Source organism: Variovorax sp. UMC13 (genome assembly GCF_014170375.1).
Taxonomy (GTDB): Bacteria; Pseudomonadota; Gammaproteobacteria; order Burkholderiales; family Burkholderiaceae_C; genus Variovorax.
Genome location: NZ_LZZW01000016.1, coordinates 190,419 through 206,867 on the forward strand (window position 1 = coordinate 190,419; position 16,449 = coordinate 206,867).

General features: G+C 69.5%; 16 protein-coding genes and 1 tRNA gene. 14 read left to right on the forward strand and 3 right to left on the reverse strand.

Features of this window, described 5'->3' with window-relative positions; all coding sequences use genetic code 11:
• Position 1: 1 nt before the first annotated feature.
• Both A9977_RS14130 and mutM read right to left on the reverse strand, forming a co-directional pair.
• The gene (locus tag A9977_RS14130) at positions 2-1,969 is read right to left on the reverse strand and encodes a dynamin family protein (protein ID WP_183025471.1); all 1,968 of its coding nucleotides are present in this window, start codon (positions 1,967-1,969) and stop codon (positions 2-4) included.
• 75 nt (positions 1,970-2,044) lie between these two features.
• A complete protein-coding gene (gene mutM / locus A9977_RS14135; RefSeq protein ID WP_183025472.1) occupies positions 2,045-2,860 on the reverse strand; it encodes a bifunctional DNA-formamidopyrimidine glycosylase/DNA-(apurinic or apyrimidinic site) lyase in 816 nt (271 codons plus the stop codon).
• Between the two features lie 89 nt (positions 2,861-2,949).
• Here mutM and A9977_RS14140 point away from each other — a divergent pair, with 89 nt between their 5' ends.
• From A9977_RS14140 to A9977_RS14175, 8 genes are all read left to right on the forward strand, one after another.
• Positions 2,950-4,779 carry a hypothetical protein gene (locus tag A9977_RS14140; protein WP_183025473.1) on the forward strand — a complete coding sequence of 610 codons (1,830 nt, stop codon included), beginning with the start codon at positions 2,950-2,952 and terminating at the stop codon, positions 4,777-4,779.
• The gene (locus A9977_RS14145) at positions 4,776-5,288 is read left to right on the forward strand and encodes a lipoprotein insertase outer membrane protein LolB (RefSeq protein WP_183025474.1); all 513 of its coding nucleotides are present in this window, start codon (positions 4,776-4,778) and stop codon (positions 5,286-5,288) included. The genes A9977_RS14140 and A9977_RS14145 overlap by 4 nt, the downstream gene beginning before the upstream one ends.
• Positions 5,285-6,133, forward strand: a complete 849-nt coding sequence (ispE, locus tag A9977_RS14150; protein ID WP_183025475.1) for a 4-(cytidine 5'-diphospho)-2-C-methyl-D-erythritol kinase — start codon at positions 5,285-5,287, stop codon at positions 6,131-6,133. Before A9977_RS14145 ends, ispE begins: the two co-directional genes overlap by 4 nt.
• A gap of 42 nt (positions 6,134-6,175) precedes the next feature.
• Positions 6,176-6,252: transfer RNA gene (locus A9977_RS14155), tRNA-Gln, on the forward strand.
• A 171-nt stretch (positions 6,253-6,423) separates the two neighbouring features.
• Positions 6,424-7,398 (forward strand): ribose-phosphate pyrophosphokinase, encoded by a 975-nt coding sequence (locus A9977_RS14160; RefSeq protein WP_183025476.1) that lies wholly within the window; start codon positions 6,424-6,426, stop codon positions 7,396-7,398.
• 117 nt (positions 7,399-7,515) lie between these two features.
• Complete coding sequence (locus tag A9977_RS14165; RefSeq protein ID WP_183025477.1) at positions 7,516-8,193, forward strand: 50S ribosomal protein L25/general stress protein Ctc; 678 nt, start codon at positions 7,516-7,518, stop codon at positions 8,191-8,193.
• Between the two features lie 74 nt (positions 8,194-8,267).
• On the forward strand, positions 8,268-8,918 hold the full coding sequence (gene pth / locus A9977_RS14170; protein WP_183025478.1) for an aminoacyl-tRNA hydrolase: 651 nt from the start codon (positions 8,268-8,270) through the stop codon (positions 8,916-8,918).
• Positions 8,919-8,963: 45 nt separating this feature from the next.
• Entirely contained in the window at positions 8,964-9,392 is a 429-nt protein-coding gene (locus A9977_RS14175; RefSeq protein WP_183025479.1) for a hypothetical protein, read from the forward strand.
• Positions 9,393-9,407: 15 nt separating this feature from the next.
• Here A9977_RS14175 and A9977_RS14180 read toward each other — a convergent pair whose 3' ends face one another.
• Positions 9,408-9,698 (reverse strand): YfhL family 4Fe-4S dicluster ferredoxin, encoded by a 291-nt coding sequence (locus A9977_RS14180; RefSeq protein ID WP_183025480.1) that lies wholly within the window; start codon positions 9,696-9,698, stop codon positions 9,408-9,410.
• Positions 9,699-9,760: 62 nt separating this feature from the next.
• Between A9977_RS14180 and A9977_RS14185 the strand changes: the two genes are divergently transcribed.
• The 6 genes from A9977_RS14185 (at position 9,761) to A9977_RS14210 (ending at position 16,448) form a co-directional block, all read left to right on the forward strand.
• On the forward strand, positions 9,761-10,711 hold the full coding sequence (locus A9977_RS14185) for an ABC transporter permease (RefSeq protein WP_183025481.1): 951 nt from the start codon (positions 9,761-9,763) through the stop codon (positions 10,709-10,711).
• Positions 10,712-10,805: 94 nt separating this feature from the next.
• The gene (locus tag A9977_RS14190) at positions 10,806-11,681 is read left to right on the forward strand and encodes an ABC transporter permease (protein ID WP_183025482.1); all 876 of its coding nucleotides are present in this window, start codon (positions 10,806-10,808) and stop codon (positions 11,679-11,681) included.
• Positions 11,682-11,683: 2 nt separating this feature from the next.
• A complete protein-coding gene (locus A9977_RS14195) occupies positions 11,684-12,673 on the forward strand; it encodes an ABC transporter ATP-binding protein (RefSeq protein ID WP_183025483.1) in 990 nt (329 codons plus the stop codon).
• Complete coding sequence (locus A9977_RS14200) at positions 12,670-13,506, forward strand: ATP-binding cassette domain-containing protein (protein ID WP_183025484.1); 837 nt, start codon at positions 12,670-12,672, stop codon at positions 13,504-13,506. The genes A9977_RS14195 and A9977_RS14200 overlap by 4 nt, the downstream gene beginning before the upstream one ends.
• A gap of 48 nt (positions 13,507-13,554) precedes the next feature.
• Positions 13,555-15,042 (forward strand): ABC transporter substrate-binding protein, encoded by a 1,488-nt coding sequence (locus tag A9977_RS14205; RefSeq protein WP_183025485.1) that lies wholly within the window; start codon positions 13,555-13,557, stop codon positions 15,040-15,042.
• Positions 15,042-16,448, forward strand: coding sequence for an amidase (locus A9977_RS14210; protein WP_183025486.1), 1,407 nt, complete (start codon positions 15,042-15,044; stop codon positions 16,446-16,448). Before A9977_RS14205 ends, A9977_RS14210 begins: the two co-directional genes overlap by 1 nt.
• Position 16,449: the final 1 nt, after the last annotated feature.

A 16,449-nucleotide genomic window follows, 5' to 3' on the forward strand; every position in this document is an offset into this window, starting at 1 on the left:
CTCACGTCGCACTGACGGTACCGTGCTGGCTGGCGGCCACGGGCGTCGAGGCCTCGTTGCTGATCAGCAGCGCGGTGAGCTCGTCCAGGCGCCCCTGCAGGTCGGCCAGACCGCTTTCCTGCGCCGCGATCTCGGCCAGCCGCTCTTCGAGGTTGCCGGCCGCGCCCTGGATGCGTTCGACCGACTCCAGCCGCCGTCCGAAGCTGCGGCGGCGCTCCTTGAGCTGGGCGTCGAGCTGGGCGCCCGCGCCCTTGCTCCAGCGCTCCACCTCGGCCATCGCGGCCTCGTTGACCACGCGCAGCCGGCTCGCCAGCGCCCGCACCAGCTTGTCGCAGAAGTCGGCCTGGGCCAGCTTGATCAGGTTGCTCACGCCGAGATAGTGCAGGTGGCTGCGCTCGATCTGCGTGAGCTGCTGCTCGAAGCTCGTGAGGTCGGGCTCGGCCGGCGCCTGCAGCGTGAAGCCGTGCTCGGCATTGAGCTGCCGGAAGGTGGCGTGCAGCATCGACTGGATCTCGCCCGTCGTGGCCTGCACCTCGCGCAGGTTGTTGCGCAGCGCATCGAAGGTCTCGCCGTACACCTTACGCACGCTGAGCTTGATGCCCGGGCGCTTGAGCGCCGCGGCGAGGCGGCCCATGTCGGCCTTGAGCGCCGTGTTGCCGAGCACCGCATAGACCTCGCGCAGCAGCTTGCCCTGCACCGAGCGCACGGCCAGGATGCGCACGTTGCTGGACTCGAATTCGGATTGTTCCTGCTCGATGCGCCCGCGCATGTGGCGGATCACCGAGGCGTTCTTGCCGCGCAGGCCCTGCAGTTCCAGCGCCTGCTCGGAGAGGTCGCGCTGGCGCACATGCAGGAGGCGCGAGGCCTCGGCGCGCAGCGAGACGATGCCGGCATCGACGGCCAGGCGCAGCATGGTCTCGCGCTTGCCCAGCAGGCCTTCGCCCAGCACGGCCTCCAGGCCCGGCAGCCGGCTGGCCTGGAGCAGCGGCGCATCGCGGCGGATCTTGGCCTGCAGGCCCTTCTGCGCCGACACCGGCAGCACCTGCGGCAGCGGCACGCCCAGCAGCTCGGCCGCGCCCTGGCGCTGGCGTTCGATCTGCGCATCGATCTGCGCGGGCGTGCTCAGCGTGTCCCACAGGGTGTCGATCTTGTTGAGCACCACGATCCGGGTGTCGCCCGCATCGCCCTCGGTGACCAGGTGCTCGCGCCAGATGGCCAGGTCGGAACGGGTCACGCCGGTGTCGGCCCCGAGGATGAACACCACCGCATGGGCGCGCGGGATCAGGCTCACCGTGAGTTCGGGTTCGGCGCCGATGGCGTTGAGGCCGGGGGTGTCGAGGATCACCAGACCCTGCTCGAGCAGCGGGTGCGGCATGTTGAGCACCGCATGGCGCCAGCGCGGGATCTCGACCCGGCCCTGGTCGTCGGGCAGCGGGTTGTCCTCGGGCGTGTCGTCGCTCCAGAAACCGAGCGCGCGCGCCTCGGCCAGCGGCACCCAGCGCACCTCGGCCACCTTGGCCATCGCTTCGGACAGCTGCGCCGCGTCCTCGACATCGATGGGCACGTCGACCCAGTGCGAGGGCTCGTCGCGCCAGTGCATCAGCGAGTGCGGTTCGGCGCGCGTCTCGATCGGCAGCAGCCGCAGGCTCGGCGGCTGGGCCGCGTCGTAGCCCAGTTCGGTCGGGCACATCGTGGTGCGGCCCGCGCTGGCCGGCATGATGCGGCGGCCGTAGCCGGCGAAGAAGATCGCATTGATCAGTTCCGACTTGCCGCGCGAGAACTCCGCCACGAAGGCCACCATGACCTTGCTGGTGCGCATCTGCGCCTCGAGTTCGCGCAGGCGCTCCGCCACGGCCTGGTCGAGCAACTCGTTCTCGGCGAGCCAGCCCGACAACCATTGCAGACGCTTCGCGAAACTGCGGCGCCAGACGCCGTGCTGGTCGAATTGCTGGTTGAAGGAACGTGTCAAGGAGAGGGGCGTGAGAGTGGGCTCACAAAATATAGCATTCGATACTGTGGCGGGCCTCCGAGGCCCGCCGGCGGCTCAGTACTTTTGGCAGTTCGGGCAGAAATAGGTGGAGCGCTGGCCCTGGCGCATCTGCCGCACCGGCGTGGCGCAGACGCGGCAAGGCTCGCCGGCCCGGCCGTAGACCGTGGCTTCGATCTGGAAATGGCCGCTGTGGCCGTCGATGTTGGAGAAGTCGCGCAGCGTGGTGCCGCCCTGCTCCACCGCCCGCGCCAGCACCTGGCGCACCGCCGCGTGCAGCCGCAGCGCGCGCGGCCGGCTGATGCGCGAAGCCGCCACGGTGGGCCGGATGCCCGCCAGGAACAGCACCTCCGACGCATAGATGTTGCCCACACCCACCACCACGTCGCCGGCCAAGAGCACCAGCTTGATCGGGGCCCGGCGCTTGCGCAGGCCGGCATGGAAGGCCTCGAAGTCGAAGCTGTCCTCCAGCGGCTCCATGCCCAGACCGCCCAGCAGCTTGAGCGCCAGCGGCGAGTCCTCGCCCTCCACATGGACCACCGCCCCGAAACGGCGCGGGTCGTTCAGGCGCAGGATGCCGCGGCTGGTGACCAGGTCGAAATGGTCGTGCGCGCCCGGCGGCGGCAGCACCGCATCGAAGCGCAGGCTGCCGGACATGCCCAGGTGCAGCAGCAGCAGGCCGGTGTCGAGCTCGACCAGCAGGTACTTGCCGCGCCGGCGCACGGTGCGCACTTCGCGCCCCACCAGCGTCTGCGGGTCGATGCCCAGCGCCCAGCGCAGCGGCTTGCCCATGCGCACCGCCTCGATGCGGGCGCCGGCGATGCGGTCGACGAAACCGCGGCGTGTGACTTCGACTTCGGGGAGTTCGGGCATGGCGCGAGCGTGACACAGGAATGAGCGCCAAGGGAACCGGATGACCCGCCGACGCTCTGATGGAAAAGCCTTGGATTATTATGAGTTCGATGACCCCATCGCCCCGCCGACTCCGCCTTGCGGCGGCCCTCTCCCTCGTCTCGATCGCCTTGGCCGCCCAGGCACAGCAGCCCCCCGCTGCCGTGCCGCCGGCCGCGGCGCCGACGAGCCCCGCGCCGATCATCGAGCGGACCCCGCCCGTGACCGATGCCGACGCCAAGCCCCCGGCCGACGGCGGGGCCAAGGCCTCGGCGCTGACGGCCGAGCTCTTCTACGAGGTGCTGGTGGGCGAGATCACCGCCCGCGGCGGCGATCCCGGGGCCGGCTATGCGCTGGTGCTCGACGCGGCCCGCCGCACCCGCGACGGCGCCCTGTTCCAGCGCGCGGTCGAGATCGCGCTGCAGTCGCGCTCGGGCGACGCCGCGCTGGCCGCGGCCCAGGCCTGGAAGGAAACGCTGCCGAATTCCCGCGAGGCGCGCCGCTTCGAGCTGCAGATCCTGATCGCGCTCAACCGCATCGCCGAGACGGCCGAGCCGCTGCGCGCCGCGATCGCCGCCACGCCGCTGCCCGAGCACCCGCTTTTGATGGCCGTCATCGCGCGCAACTACGGCCGCGCCACCGACAAGAAGCTGGCCGCCTCGGTGGTCGAGCAGGCGCTGGTCGACGAGGTGAAGAACCCCGCCACGGCCGGCCTGGCCTGGACCACCATCGGCCGCCTGCGGCTGCTCGCCGGCGACAGCACCGGCGCGCTCGAGGCGGCGATCCAGGGCCAGACGGCCGATCCGGCCTCCGACGGCCCGCCGCTGCTGGCGCTCGACCTGATGGACCCCGACCGGCCGCTGGCCGAACCGCTGGTCAAGCGCTACCTCGCCAGCCCCAAGGCGCTGCCCGAGTTGCGCATCGCCTACGCCCGCGAGCTCATGGAAGCACGGCGCTACGCCGATGCGAGCACCGAGCTCACGGCCCTGACCACCGAGAAGCCCGTACTGCCCGGCCCCTGGGTGCTGCTGGGCAGCCTGCAGGCGCAGGCCCGCCAGGACGCGGCGGCCGAGACCTCGCTCAAGCGCTACGTCGCGCTGGCCGGCGCGCTGCCGGCCGAGGACGAGGCCCGGCGCGGCCTGACGCAGGCCTACCTGCTGCTGTCGCAGCTGGCCGAGCGGCGCAAGGACTTCGCCGAGGCCGACCGCTGGCTCTCGCGCTCGGACAGCGCGGAAGACGCGCTCGGCTGGCAGCTGCGCCGCGCGGGCCTGCTCGCGCGCCAGGGCAAGGTGCAGCAGGCGCGGGAGCTGGTGCGCGGGCTGCCCGAGCGCAACGAGGACGAGGGCAAGCAGAAGCTGCAGGCCGAAGTCCAGTTGCTGCGCGACGCCAAGCAGTACCAGCCGGCCTACGACCTGCTGGCCAAGGCCAGCGCCGCCTCGCCCCAGGACGCCGACCTGATCTACGACCAGGCCATGATGGCCGAGAAGCTCAACCGGCTCGACGAGATGGAGCGCCTGCTGCGCCGGCTGATCGAGCTGCGTCCCGACAACCAGAACGCCTACAACGCGCTGGGCTACTCCTTCGCCGATCGCAAGATCCGCCTGGAAGAAGCGCGCACGCTGATCCGCAAGGCGGTGCAGCTCGCACCGCAGGATCCGTTCATCGCCGACAGCCTGGGCTGGGTCGAGTTCCGGCTCGGCAACACCGCCGAGTCCCGGCGCATCCTGGAGGCCGCCTACACGCGCCGTGCCGATCCCGAGATCGGCGCCCACCTGGGCGAGGTGCTCTGGACCGCCGGCGAGCGCGAACGCGCGATGCGCATCTGGCGCGAAGCGGCCCAGGCCGACGCGGAGAACGAGACCCTGCAGGAGACGCTCAAGCGCCTGCGCATCAAGCTGTGAAGGCCCGTCGCCACCTGTTGAAGGCCACCGGCGCGGCGCTGGCCGCCGTGCTGCTCGCCGGCTGCGCGACGCCGGGCCGCCCCACCGCGACGGCGCCCGACGGCGATCGCCCCGAGAACTGGAGCGGCCGCATGTCCCTGCGCATCGACAGCGAGCCGGTCCAGACCTTCTCCGCGCTGTTCGACCTGCGCGGCGGGCCCGAGCGCGGCACGCTGACGCTCACCACGCCGATCGGCAGCACCCTGGCCCAGCTCCAGTGGTCGCCCGGCGAAGCGCTGCTGAAGAACGGCAACGAGACCCGGCGCTACGCCTCGGTCGATGCGCTGATCGAAGCGGCCACCGGCGCTTCGATCCCGGTCGGCGCGCTGTTCGGCTGGCTCGCCGGCCGCGACGAGACCGTGCCCGGCTGGCGCCCCGACCTCTCGCAACGAGCCGCGGGCCGCCTGCAGGCCGTGCGCGACGCGCCGCTGCCGCGGGCCGACCTGCGCATCGCCTTCGCCCGCGAATGAAAGCGCTCTACGACCTCCCGGCGCCGGCCAAGCTCAACACCTTCCTGCACATCACCGGCCGGCGAGACGACGGCTACCACCTGCTGCAGTCGGTGTTCATGCTGATCGACTGGTGCGACACGCTGCACGTCGAGCTGCGCAGCGACGGCGGGCTGAGCCGCGAGGACCTGACCACGCCCCTGCCCGCCGACGACCTGGTGCTGCGGGCCGCGCGCGCGCTGCAGGCGCATGCCCGGCCCGGCCAGGGCGCGCACATCGGCGTGGCCAAGCACGTGCCGGCGCAGGCCGGCATGGGCGGTGGATCGTCGGATGCCGCCACCTGCCTGCTGGCGCTCAACCGCCTGTGGAACCTGCGGTTGCCGCTGGCCACGCTCGAAGGCATCGGCCTGCGGCTGGGTGCCGACGTGCCTTTCTTCCTGCGCGGCCACAACGCCTGGGTCGAGGGCGTGGGGGAGAAGATCACCCCCATCACCCTGCCCGCGGCACGCTTCGCGGTGCTCAAGCCGGACGCCGGCCTGGAAACTTCATTAATTTTTGCAGCACCCGATTTGAATCGCTCAAATCCTGTTGCTATAATCTCTGGCTTTGCTGCACACAGCGGATCAGAAGCCTACGGTTTCGGTCACAACGACTTGCAGCCGGTTGCGCAGCGGCTTTGTCCCGCGGTCACCGACGCCATCGAATGGCTCGGTCGCCAAGGTTTGAAGGCGCGCATGACAGGCTCCGGAAGCGCGGTGTTTGCAGTGATGTCGCATGAAGCGGATTTGCCACAAGAGCCCTCGGGCTGGCAGCTTCGACAATGCGACAATCTGGCCGCTCATCCCCTCCAGGGCTGGGCGGACTGAAAAGAGAGATATCGGTTGACGGCCTCGGTCGTCAACCCGTGTAGGGGCGTCGCCAAGCTGGTTAAGGCACTGGATTTTGATTCCAGCATGCGAAGGTTCGAATCCTTCCGCCCCTGCCAAAACACACCTCACGGCCGTTGGGCCGTGGGACATGAATCACGGCCTACAGGCCGTGATGCAAGAAATCCGCGGCGCCGCCGCGGCCAACGAGATTTGCAGCCGGTCGGCTGCAGAGACCACGAGAACACTGGCGGCTCCCTGAAGAGCCATTTGCATTGCTGGACGCGCTCATGCAGGCTCAACATCCTGACTTCATGGTTTTCACCGGCAATGCCAATCCGGGTCTTGCCGCGGAGATCGCTCAGCATCTCGGCACCGGTCTCGGCGCTGCCCGCGTGGGCCGCTTCTCCGACGGCGAAGTCACCGTCGAAATCAACCAGAACGTCCGCGCCCGCGATGTGTTCGTGGTCCAGTCGACCTGCGCGCCGACCAACGAAAACTTGATGGAACTGCTGATGATGGTCGATGCGCTCAAGCGCGCCTCGGCCGAGCGGATCAGCGCCGTCATCCCCTACTACGGCTACGCCCGCCAGGACCGCCGTCCGCGTTCGAGCCGCGTGCCGATCTCGGCCAAGGTGGTGGCCGACCTGCTGCAGACCGTGGGTGTGTCCCGCGTGCTCACGATGGACCTGCACGCCGACCAGATCCAGGGCTTCTTCGACATCCCGGTCGACAACATCTACGCTTCGCCGGTGCTGCTGGGCGACCTGCGCCAGAAGAACTACGAAGACCTGATCGTGGTCTCGCCCGATGTGGGCGGCGTGGTCCGTGCACGGGCACTGGCCAAGCAGCTGAACACCGACCTGGCCATCATCGACAAGCGTCGCCCCAAGGCGAACGTGAGCGAAGTGATGAACGTGATCGGCGAGATCGACGGCCGCAACTGCGTGATCATGGACGACATGATCGACACGGCCGGCACGCTGGTCAAAGCCGCCGAGGTGCTCAAGGAGCGCGGCGCCAAGAAGGTCTACGCCTACTGCACGCACCCGATCTTCTCGGGTCCGGCCATCGAGCGCATCGCCCAGGGCTCGGCGCTCGACGAAGTCGTCGTGACCAACACCATCCCCCTTTCCGACACCGCGCTCGGCTGCAAGAAGATCCGTCAGCTCTCCGTGGCGCCGCTGATCGCCGAGACGATCCAGCGCATCTCCAAGGGCGAGTCGGTGATGAGTTTGTTCTCGGACCAGGACAACCTGTTCTGATCTGAGCAAAAAGCAGGCTTCCCGCTCGGGAGGCCATTTTGAAACCGGCGCCGCACTGGTCGCGGTCGGCGCTCAAGAAGCGAGTGGCAATTGCGCCTTCGCTCCAAGGAGTTAACTATGAAATTCGTCGCTTTTGAGCGCGCCAAGCAGGGCACGGGTGCGAGCCGCCGTCTCCGCGTTTCGGGCAAGACCCCCGGCATCGTCTACGGTGGTGAAGCCACGCCCCAGCTGATCGAAATCGATCACAACGCGCTGTGGCATGCCCTGAAGAAGGAAGCCTTCCACGCCTCCATCCTCGAGATGGAACTGGACGGCGCCGTGAGCAAGGTGCTGTTGCGCGACGTGCAATACCACCCCTTCCGTCCGCTGGTTCAGCACATCGACTTCCAACGCGTCGATGCCAAGACCCGCATGACCATGAAGGTGCCGCTGCACTTCAAGGGCGAGGAAGAGTCCGAAGCCGTCAAGATCGAGCTGAACCTGGTCAACCACGTGACCACCGAACTCGAAGTCAACGGCCTGCCCGCCGAACTGCCCGAATTCATCGAGGTCGACCTGTCGGGCCTCAAGAAGAACGGCACCGTCACGCTCAAGGACATCAAGCTGCCGCGCGGCGTGAAGTGGGTCAGCCACGGCAAGCCGAACCTGGTGCTGGCCTCGGCCACCGCACCGGCGGCCGAAGAAGTCGACGCACCGGTGGCTGGCGCCGAAGCCGCTGCCGCCGCCGCACCGGCCGGCAAGGGTGGCAAGGCCGCGGCCAAGACCCCCGCTGCCAAGGCACCGGCGAAGAAGTAAGCCTTCTCTGCCCTGCAGGACAACGGCCCGCCTCGTGCGGGCCGTTTTCTTTGGGGGCCCACGATAATCACCCCATGATCAAGTTGTTCGTCGGCCTGGGCAACCCGGGCCCGGAGTACGAAGCCACGCGGCACAACGCGGGCTTCTGGTGGATCGACGCACTGGCGCGCGATCTGAAAGTCACGCTGGTGCCCGAGCGCGGCTACCACGGCTTCGTGGCGCGCGCGACGGTGAACGGGCGGCCGGTCTGGCTGCTCGAGCCCCAGACCTTCATGAACCTCTCGGGCAAGTCGGTGGCGGCGCTCGCGCGCTTCTTCAAGATCGAGCCCCAGGAGATCCTCGTGGTGCACGACGAACTCGACGTCGTGCCCGGCCAGGTCAAGCTCAAGTTCGGCGGCAGCCACGCGGGCCACAACGGCCTGCGCGACATCCATGCGCAGCTGGGCACCGGCGACTACTGGCGGCTGCGCATCGGCATCGGCCACCCGGGCGTGAAGTCCGAGGTGGTGAACTGGGTGCTCAAGAAACCGCTGAAGGAACAGCGCGAGGCCATCGACGACGCGCTCATCCGCACGCTGCATGCGGTGCCCGCGCTGCTGGCCGGCGAGATGGAGAAGGCCACGCTGCTGATCCACACCAGCAAGCCCCCACGCCCCAAACCGCCCCGGCGCGAACCGGGCGAGGGTCCGGCAGGCGAAGGAGCGAGCGAGCCCGCCGCACCCTGAACGCGGCGCCACCGAGCGACAGAGAAGGAAGGGAGAGACAAAAAAATGAAAGTCCAGAGACTTCACCGCCCCATCGCCATCGCCTGCATCGCGATGGCCGCCACGGCCCATGCAGCAGCCGGCACCTGGCGCTGCGGCAGCACCTACACCGACCAGCCCTGCCCAGGCGGCCAGGCCCTGCCCATCGATGCGGCACCGGGCACCGAGCGGGTGCGCGCCGCCGACGAGCAGACGCGCCAGATGCAGGCCGCGGCCGCACGCATGGAGGCCGAACGCCTGCGCCGCGACAAGGAGCGCCCGGCCCTGGTCCATCTGCCCGCGCCCTCGGCCGCCAAGGCACCCGTCGAACCGCACCGGATCGCGGGCCGCAAGGGCAAGGGGCGCAAGGCCGACGATCTCTTCACCGCGGCCGGTCCCGGCACGGCCAAAGCCCCGAGGAAGAAAAAGGCCGCGAAGGCCCAGGCCGCCGGCTGAAGCCGGCGCGCGGGTTCAGGCCGCGACCGGCGCGTCGCCCGCGCCGCTGGCCGCGCCCTTGGCGGCCGTGAGCCGCTCGAACTTCATCCAGAGGGTGTCGCGCGCCTCGACATGCGCGGGGTTCGTGGGAATGCACGCGACCGGGCACACCTGCACGCATTGCGGTTCGTCGAAGTGGCCCACGCATTCGGTGCACTTGTGCGGGTCGATCTCGTAGATCGACTCGCCCATGTAGATCGCGTCGTTGGGGCACTCCGGTTCGCACACATCGCAGTTGATGCATTCGTCGGTGATCATCAGAGCCATGGCTGAATTATCCGCTGCGGGCATGCTTGTTGCGGGAGTCGGGTTATGCTGCGCCCCGCCCCATGAGTCTGTTTCTATTCAAGCGCTTCGCGACACTGATCGGTACGCTGATCGGTGCTTCCATCATCGTCTTCCTGGTCCTGGAGATCCTGCCCGGCAATGCCGCGCAGCTGCTCCTGGGCCCTGATGCGCCGCCCGACGCCGTGGCCGCCCTGGCGACCCAGCTCGGGCTCGACCAGCCGGCCTGGACCCGCTACTGGCACTGGATCGCCGGCCTGCTGACCGGCGACCTCGGCAACAGCTACGCCTACAGCTCGCCGGTGCTCGACCTGATCCTCGAACGGCTCGCGCTGACCGTGCCGCTGGCGGTGATGGCGATGGCGCTGACCACCGTGCTCGCGCTGCTGGTCGGCGTGACCGCGGCCGCGCGCCACAACAAGCTGGGCGACGTGGGGCTCATGAGCCTCACGCAGGTCGGCATCGCGATCCCGAACTTCTGGTTCGCGATCCTGCTGATCCTGGTGTTCTCGGTGCAGCTCAAGTGGTTCTCGGCCGGCGGCTTCGACGGCTGGGGCGAAGGCGTGTTCGCCGGCATCAAGTCGCTGCTGCTGCCCGCGCTCTCGCTGGCCGTGGTGCAGGCCGCGATCCTGGCGCGCATCACGCGCTCGGCCGTGCTCGAGGTGATGCGGGAGGACTTCGTGCGCACCGCGCGCGCCAAGGGCGTGTCGCAGCGCATGGTGCTCTGGACCCACGTGCTGCGCAACGCCATGATCCCGGTGATCACGGTGATGGGCATGCAGTTCTCCGAGCTGCTGGCCGGCACCATCGTGGTCGAGAACGTGTTCTACCTGCCCGGCCTGGGTCGCCTGATCTTCCAGGCCATCAGCAATCGCGACCTGGTCGTGGTGCGCAACTGCGTGATGCTGCTGGCCGCGCTGGTGGTGATCGTCAATTTCGTGGTCGACGTGCTGTATGCGGTGATCGACCCGCGCATCAAGGCTTCGGACATATGACGCCCCCCAGCTTTTCACACCGCTTCGCGGCGTGTAACTCCACCCCCCAAGGGGGAGGCGCGGCCCGCCTTGGGGCGGCCCGGCGGCGGCCGCTATGAGCGCCCTCCCCACCTTGGCGCCCACCGCCATGAAGGTGCCCGGCTTCTGGCGCCGCGCGCTGCACCACCGCAGCTTCGTCATCGGCGCGGTGCTCACGCTGCTGCTGCTGCTGGCCGCCGCCGTGTCGCTGGTCTGGACGCCCTGGTCGCCCTACGAGATGGACATGGCCAGCAAGCTGCAGGGGCCGAGCCTGTCGCACTGGCTGGGCACCGACCCCTTCGGCCGCGACGTGGCCTCGCTGCTGCTGGTGGGCGCGCGCGCCTCGATCCTGGTCGGCCTGATCGCGGTCGGCATCGGCCTGGTGGTGGGCACGGCGCTGGGCCTGCTCGCGGCCGCGCGGCGCGGCTGGGTCGAGGAAGCCATCATGCGTTTCAGCGACTTCTCGCTGGCCTTCCCCGCGATCCTGTCGGCCATCATGATGACGGCGGTGTTCGGCCCGGGCATCGTCAACGCGATCGTCGCCATCGGCATCTACAACATCCCGACCTTCGCGCGCATCACGCGCGCCTCGGCCAATGCGATCTGGTCGCGCGAGTACATCGCGGCGGCGCGCGCCTGCGGCAAGGGCGGCTTCTCGATCACGCTGCAGCATGTGCTGCCCAACATCTCGGCGGTGCTGATCGTGCAGATCACGATCCGCTTCGCGATCGCGATCCTGGCCGAGGCCGCGCTCTCCTACCTGGGCCTGGGCACGCAGCCGCCGCAGCCCTCGTGGGGCCGCATGCTCGCCGAAGCCCAGACCCTGATGTTCCAGGCACCGCTGCTGGCGGTGTTCCCCGGCCTGGCGATCGCGCTCGCGGTGCTCGGCCTCAATCTTCTGGGCGACGGATTGCGCGATCTGCTCGACCCGCGTCTCGCACGGGCACGCTGACCATGGCCCTCCTCGAAGTCAAAGACCTCCACATCGGCCTGCAGACGCAGCGCGGCCCGGCCGAGGCCGTGCGCGGCATCGATTTCACGCTCGAGCGCGGCGAGACGCTGGGCATCGTGGGCGAATCGGGCTGCGGCAAGTCGATCACCGTGATGTCGCTCATGGGCCTGCTGCCCGCGAGCGCCAAGGTCACGGGCAGCATCAAGTTCGACGGCACCGAGCTCGTGGGCCTGGGCGAGAAGGCCATGTGCCGGATCCGCGGCAACCGCATCGGCATGATCTTCCAGGAGCCGATGACGGCGCTGAACCCGGTCCACACCATCGTGCGCCAGATCGGCGAGCCGCTGCGGCTGCACCGCGGGCTCACCGGCGCCGCGGCGCGCGCCGAGGTGCTGGCGCTGCTCGAACGCGTCGGCATCCCCGACCCGGCCTCGCGGCTCGACGCCTATCCGCACCAGTTCTCCGGCGGCCAGCGCCAGCGCATCGGCATCGCGATGGCGCTGGCCTGCGGGCCCGACCTGCTGATCGCCGACGAGCCCACCACCGCGCTCGACGTGACGATCCAGAAGCAGATCCTCGACCTGATCCAGGGCCTGGTGGCCGAGCGCGGCATGGCGCTGATCCTGATCTCGCACGACCTGGGCGTGATCGCGCAGAGCGTCTCGAAGATGGCCGTGATGTACGGCGGCAGCATCGTCGAGAGCGGCCCGACCGACACCCTGTTCGCGGCCCGCGCCCATCCCTACACCCAGGGCCTGTTCGCGGCCCGCCCGGCGCTGGGCGCCCCGCGCGGCACCCGGCTCGCGACGATCCGCGGCAGCGTGCCCGAACTGGTCGACCTGCCGCGTGGCTGCCCCTTCGCGGGCCGCTGCCGGCTCACGGTCGACGCCTGCCACACCACGCGCCCGCCCGCCACGCTGCTGCCGCACGGCCACCTGGCGCGCTGCCTGCGGCTCGACGAGGCGCTGGCCACCGAGGAGGCCGCGGCATGACGACCCCCACCGCAACCACGCCCCTGCTCGAAGTCACCGACCTGGTGCGCCACTACGCGCTGCCGCGCGAGAAGCTGTTCGCGCCGCCGCCGCTGGTGCAGGCGCTCAACGGCGTGAGCTTCCGCGTCGAGGCCGGGCGCAGCCTGGGCATCGTCGGCGAATCGGGCTCGGGCAAGTCGACCATCGCGCGCCTCGTGATGGCACTCGACCAGCCCACCTCCGGCAGCGTGAAGCTGCTGGGCCGCGACCTGCACCGGCTGCCGCGCGCCGAACTGCGCACCGCGCGGCGCGACCTGCAGATGGTGTTCCAGGATCCCTATGGTTCGCTCGACCCGCGCCAGACCGTGGCGCGCATCGTGGCCGAGCCGCTCGAAGCCCTGGCCGAGACCAGCCGCAGCGAGCAGCGCGAACGCGCGGCCGAATCGCTGGCCGCCGTGGGTCTGCGCAGCACCGACCTGGGCAAGTACCCGCACGAGTTCTCCGGCGGCCAGCGCCAGCGCATCGCGATCGCGCGCGCGCTGATCACGCGGCCCAAGCTGATCGTGGCCGACGAGCCGGTGAGCGCGCTCGACGTGTCGGTGCAGGCGCAGGTGCTCAACCTCATGCAGGACCTGCAACAGCAGTTCGGCATCAGCTATCTGCTGATCAGCCACGACCTCGCGGTGGTCAACCACCTGTGCGACGAGGTCTGCGTGCTGCACCGCGGCGTGGTGGTCGAGCGCGGCGAGCCGCTGCGGCTGTTCGCCCACGCCGAGCACCCCTACACGCAGGCGCTGCTGGCGGCCGTGCCGCGCGCCGAGCCCCCGGTGCGCGCGCGGGCACAGCCCGCTTGATATAAGGTCTGCACTTTCCTTCTTCCTGTCTTTGCCTGGAGCCTGCCCATGTTGAAACGCCGTACCGTCCTTACCGCTTCCGCCGCGACCGCGGTGGCCTCGGCCCTGCCGACCTTCGCGCTCGCGCAGAACCGCAAGGACGCGATGGTGCTGGGCATGACGCTCGAACCCACGGGCCTGGATCCGACGACCAGCGCGGCCGTGTCGATCTCTGAAGTGGTGCTCTACAACATCTTCGAGACGCTGACCAAGATCAACCCCGACGGCAGCGTGACGCCGCTGCTGGCCGAGAGCTGGGACATCTCGCCCGACCTCAAGACCTACACCTTCCGCCTGCGCAAGGGCGTGAAGTTCCAGAACGGCGAGCCCTTCAACGCGCAGACCGTGAAGTTCGCCTTCGAGCGCGCGGGCAACGAGAAGAGCACCAACAAGGACAAGCGCACCTTCGCCAACATCGGCGTGCAGGTGATCGACGAGCACACGGTGGTGCTGCTCAACAAGGAAATCGATCCCGACTTCCCCTTCGTGCTGGGCCAGGCCACCTCCATCATCGTGGAGCCCAAGAGCGCCGACACCAACGCGGCCAAGCCGATCGGCACCGGCCCCTACAAGCTCGACACCTACAACAAGGGCGCCTCGCTGGTGCTCAGCAAGTGGGACGGCTTCCGCAACCCGGCCCAGGCCAAGCTCAACAAGATCACCTTCCGCTTCATCTCCGACCCGGCCGCGCAGGCCGCGTCGCTGCTGGCCGGCGACGTCGACGCGTTCCCGCGCGCGGCCACCCGCATCGTGGCGCAGTTCAAGAACAACCCGCAGTTCCAGACCATCCTGGCCGGCTCGCGCGCCAAGACCATTCTGGCGATCAACAACGCCAAGAAGCCGCTGGACGACGTGCGCGTGCGCCGCGCCATCCTGGCCGCGCTCGACCGCAAGGCGATCATCGAAGGCGCGGCCGACGGCTTCGGCACGCCCATCGGCAGCCACTACGTGCCCGGCGCACCCGGCTATGTCGACACCACCGGCGTCAACCCCTTCGACATCGAGAAGGCCAAGAAGCTGCTGGCCGAAGCCGGCGTGAAGACGCCGCTCGAACTCACGATGACGCTGCCGCCGCCGCCCTACGCGCGCCAGGGCGGCGAGATGGTGGTGGCCCAGCTGGCCAAGATCGGCATCGTGGTCAAGGTGCAGAACGTCGAGTGGGCGCAATGGCTCAGCGGCACCTACGGCAGCAAGAACTACGACCTGTCGATCGTCTCGCACGTCGAGCCCTTCGACCTGGGCAACTACGCCAAGTCGGACTACTACTGGGGCTACCAGTCCAAGCCCTTCGTCGCGCTGTTCGACAAGATCAAGACCACGGGCAACGTGAGCGAGCGCAACAAGCTGCTGGGCGACGCGCAGAAGATGCTCGCGGCCGACGCGGCCAACGGCTTCCTGTTCCAGCCGCAGTTCCCGACCATCGCGAAGAAGAATGTCAAGGGCCTGTGGAAGGAACTGCCGATCTTCGCCAACGACCTGTCCGCCCTCTCCTGGTGATGAGCCGGCCGCTGCACGACCTGAGCGCCGCCGAACTGGGCGCGGCCTACCGCGACGGCAGCCTGTCGCCGGTCGAGGTGACGCAGTCGGTGCTCGACCATGTGGCGCGCTGGGAGCCGCAGCTGGGCGCGACCTGGCTGCTGCGGCCCGACGCCGCGCTCGAGCAGGCGCGCGCCTCCGAGGCACGCTGGCGCAGCGGCGAAGCGCGCGGTCCGCTCGACGGCGTGCCGACCACCATCAAGGAAAATATCGCGACCAAGGGCGACCCGCTGCCGGCCGGCACAGCGGCCGTCACGCTGCGTCCGGCCGCGGCCGACGCGCCGCCCGCGGCCCGGCTCAAGGAAGCCGGCGCGGTGATCGTGAGCAAGACCACCATGCCCGACTACGGCATGCTGTCGTCGGGCCTGTCGAGCTTCCACACGCTGGCGCGCAACCCCTGGGACCTGCGCAAGACGCCCGGCGGCTCGAGCGCCGGCGCGGGCGCGGCCGCCGCCGCGGGCTACGGCCCGCTGCACATCGGGACCGACATCGGCGGCTCGCTGCGCCTGCCCGCCAGCTGGTGCGGCATCTTCACGCTCAAGCCCAGCCTGGGCCGGATCCCGATCGACCCACCCTACATGGGCCGCGCGGCCGGGCCGATGACCCGCACCGTGGCCGATGCCGCGCTGATGATGCAGGTGCTGTCCCGACCCGACGCGCGCGACAGCATGAGCCTTCCCGCGCAGGACATCGCCTGGTCGGCCTTTGAGGTCGATCCCGGCCACCTGCGCGGCCTGCGCATCGGCCTGCTGCTCGAGGCCGGCTGCGGCCTGCCGGTCGACCCGGAGATCCTGGCCGCAGTGAACGAGGCCGCGCGCCTTTTCGAGCGCGCCGGTGCCACGGTCGAGCCGATGCAGCCCTTCATGTCGCAGGCCATGCTCGACGGCATGGACCACCTGTGGCGCATGCGTTCCTTCGTCGATCTCAACGCGCTGCCGGGCGCGCAGCGCGCCAAGGTGCTGCCCTACATCCGCGCCTGGGCCGAGAGCGCCTCCGACTTCAGCGGCGACCACGTGTTCCGCGCCTTCAGCCAGTTCCATGCGACCCGCGTGGCCACGGTGGACGCCTGCGCGCGCTTCGACTACGTGATCTCGCCGGTCTCGCCCAACATGCCGGCGCCGGCCGAGGACCCCTCGCCCACCAACGACCCACTGCGGCCGCTGGAGCACATCGGCTTCACCGTGCCCTACAACATGTCGGAGCAGCCGGCCGCCTCGGTCAACTGCGGCTACTCGGCCGCGGGCCTGCCGATCGGCCTGCAGATCGCGGGCAAGCGCTTCGACGACCTGGGCGTGCTGCAGGTGTCGCGCGCTTTCGAGCAGATCCGCGGCGCGCAGAAACCCTGGCCGCAGCCGCCGGCGGACTGAA

Excerpts from the sequence above, each read along its gene's own strand:
- mutM (WP_183025472.1), bottom strand. The coding sequence starts at position 2,860 with ATGCCCGAACTCCCCGAAGTCGAAGTCACACGCCGCGGTTTCGTCGAC.
- A9977_RS14140 (WP_183025473.1), top strand. The coding sequence starts at position 2,950 with ATGACCCCATCGCCCCGCCGACTCCGCCTTGCGGCGGCCCTCTCCCTC.
- ispE (WP_183025475.1), top strand. The coding sequence starts at position 5,285 with ATGAAAGCGCTCTACGACCTCCCGGCGCCGGCCAAGCTCAACACCTTC.
- A9977_RS14160 (WP_183025476.1), top strand. The coding sequence starts at position 6,424 with ATGCAGGCTCAACATCCTGACTTCATGGTTTTCACCGGCAATGCCAAT.
- A9977_RS14165 (WP_183025477.1), top strand. The coding sequence starts at position 7,516 with ATGAAATTCGTCGCTTTTGAGCGCGCCAAGCAGGGCACGGGTGCGAGC.
- pth (WP_183025478.1), top strand. The coding sequence starts at position 8,268 with ATGATCAAGTTGTTCGTCGGCCTGGGCAACCCGGGCCCGGAGTACGAA.
- A9977_RS14175 (WP_183025479.1), top strand. The coding sequence starts at position 8,964 with ATGAAAGTCCAGAGACTTCACCGCCCCATCGCCATCGCCTGCATCGCG.
- A9977_RS14180 (WP_183025480.1), bottom strand. The coding sequence starts at position 9,698 with ATGGCTCTGATGATCACCGACGAATGCATCAACTGCGATGTGTGCGAA.
- A9977_RS14185 (WP_183025481.1), top strand. The coding sequence starts at position 9,761 with ATGAGTCTGTTTCTATTCAAGCGCTTCGCGACACTGATCGGTACGCTG.
- A9977_RS14190 (WP_183025482.1), top strand. The coding sequence starts at position 10,806 with ATGAGCGCCCTCCCCACCTTGGCGCCCACCGCCATGAAGGTGCCCGGC.
- A9977_RS14195 (WP_183025483.1), top strand. The coding sequence starts at position 11,684 with ATGGCCCTCCTCGAAGTCAAAGACCTCCACATCGGCCTGCAGACGCAG.
- A9977_RS14200 (WP_183025484.1), top strand. The coding sequence starts at position 12,670 with ATGACGACCCCCACCGCAACCACGCCCCTGCTCGAAGTCACCGACCTG.
- A9977_RS14205 (WP_183025485.1), top strand. The coding sequence starts at position 13,555 with ATGTTGAAACGCCGTACCGTCCTTACCGCTTCCGCCGCGACCGCGGTG.
- A9977_RS14210 (WP_183025486.1), top strand. The coding sequence starts at position 15,042 with ATGAGCCGGCCGCTGCACGACCTGAGCGCCGCCGAACTGGGCGCGGCC.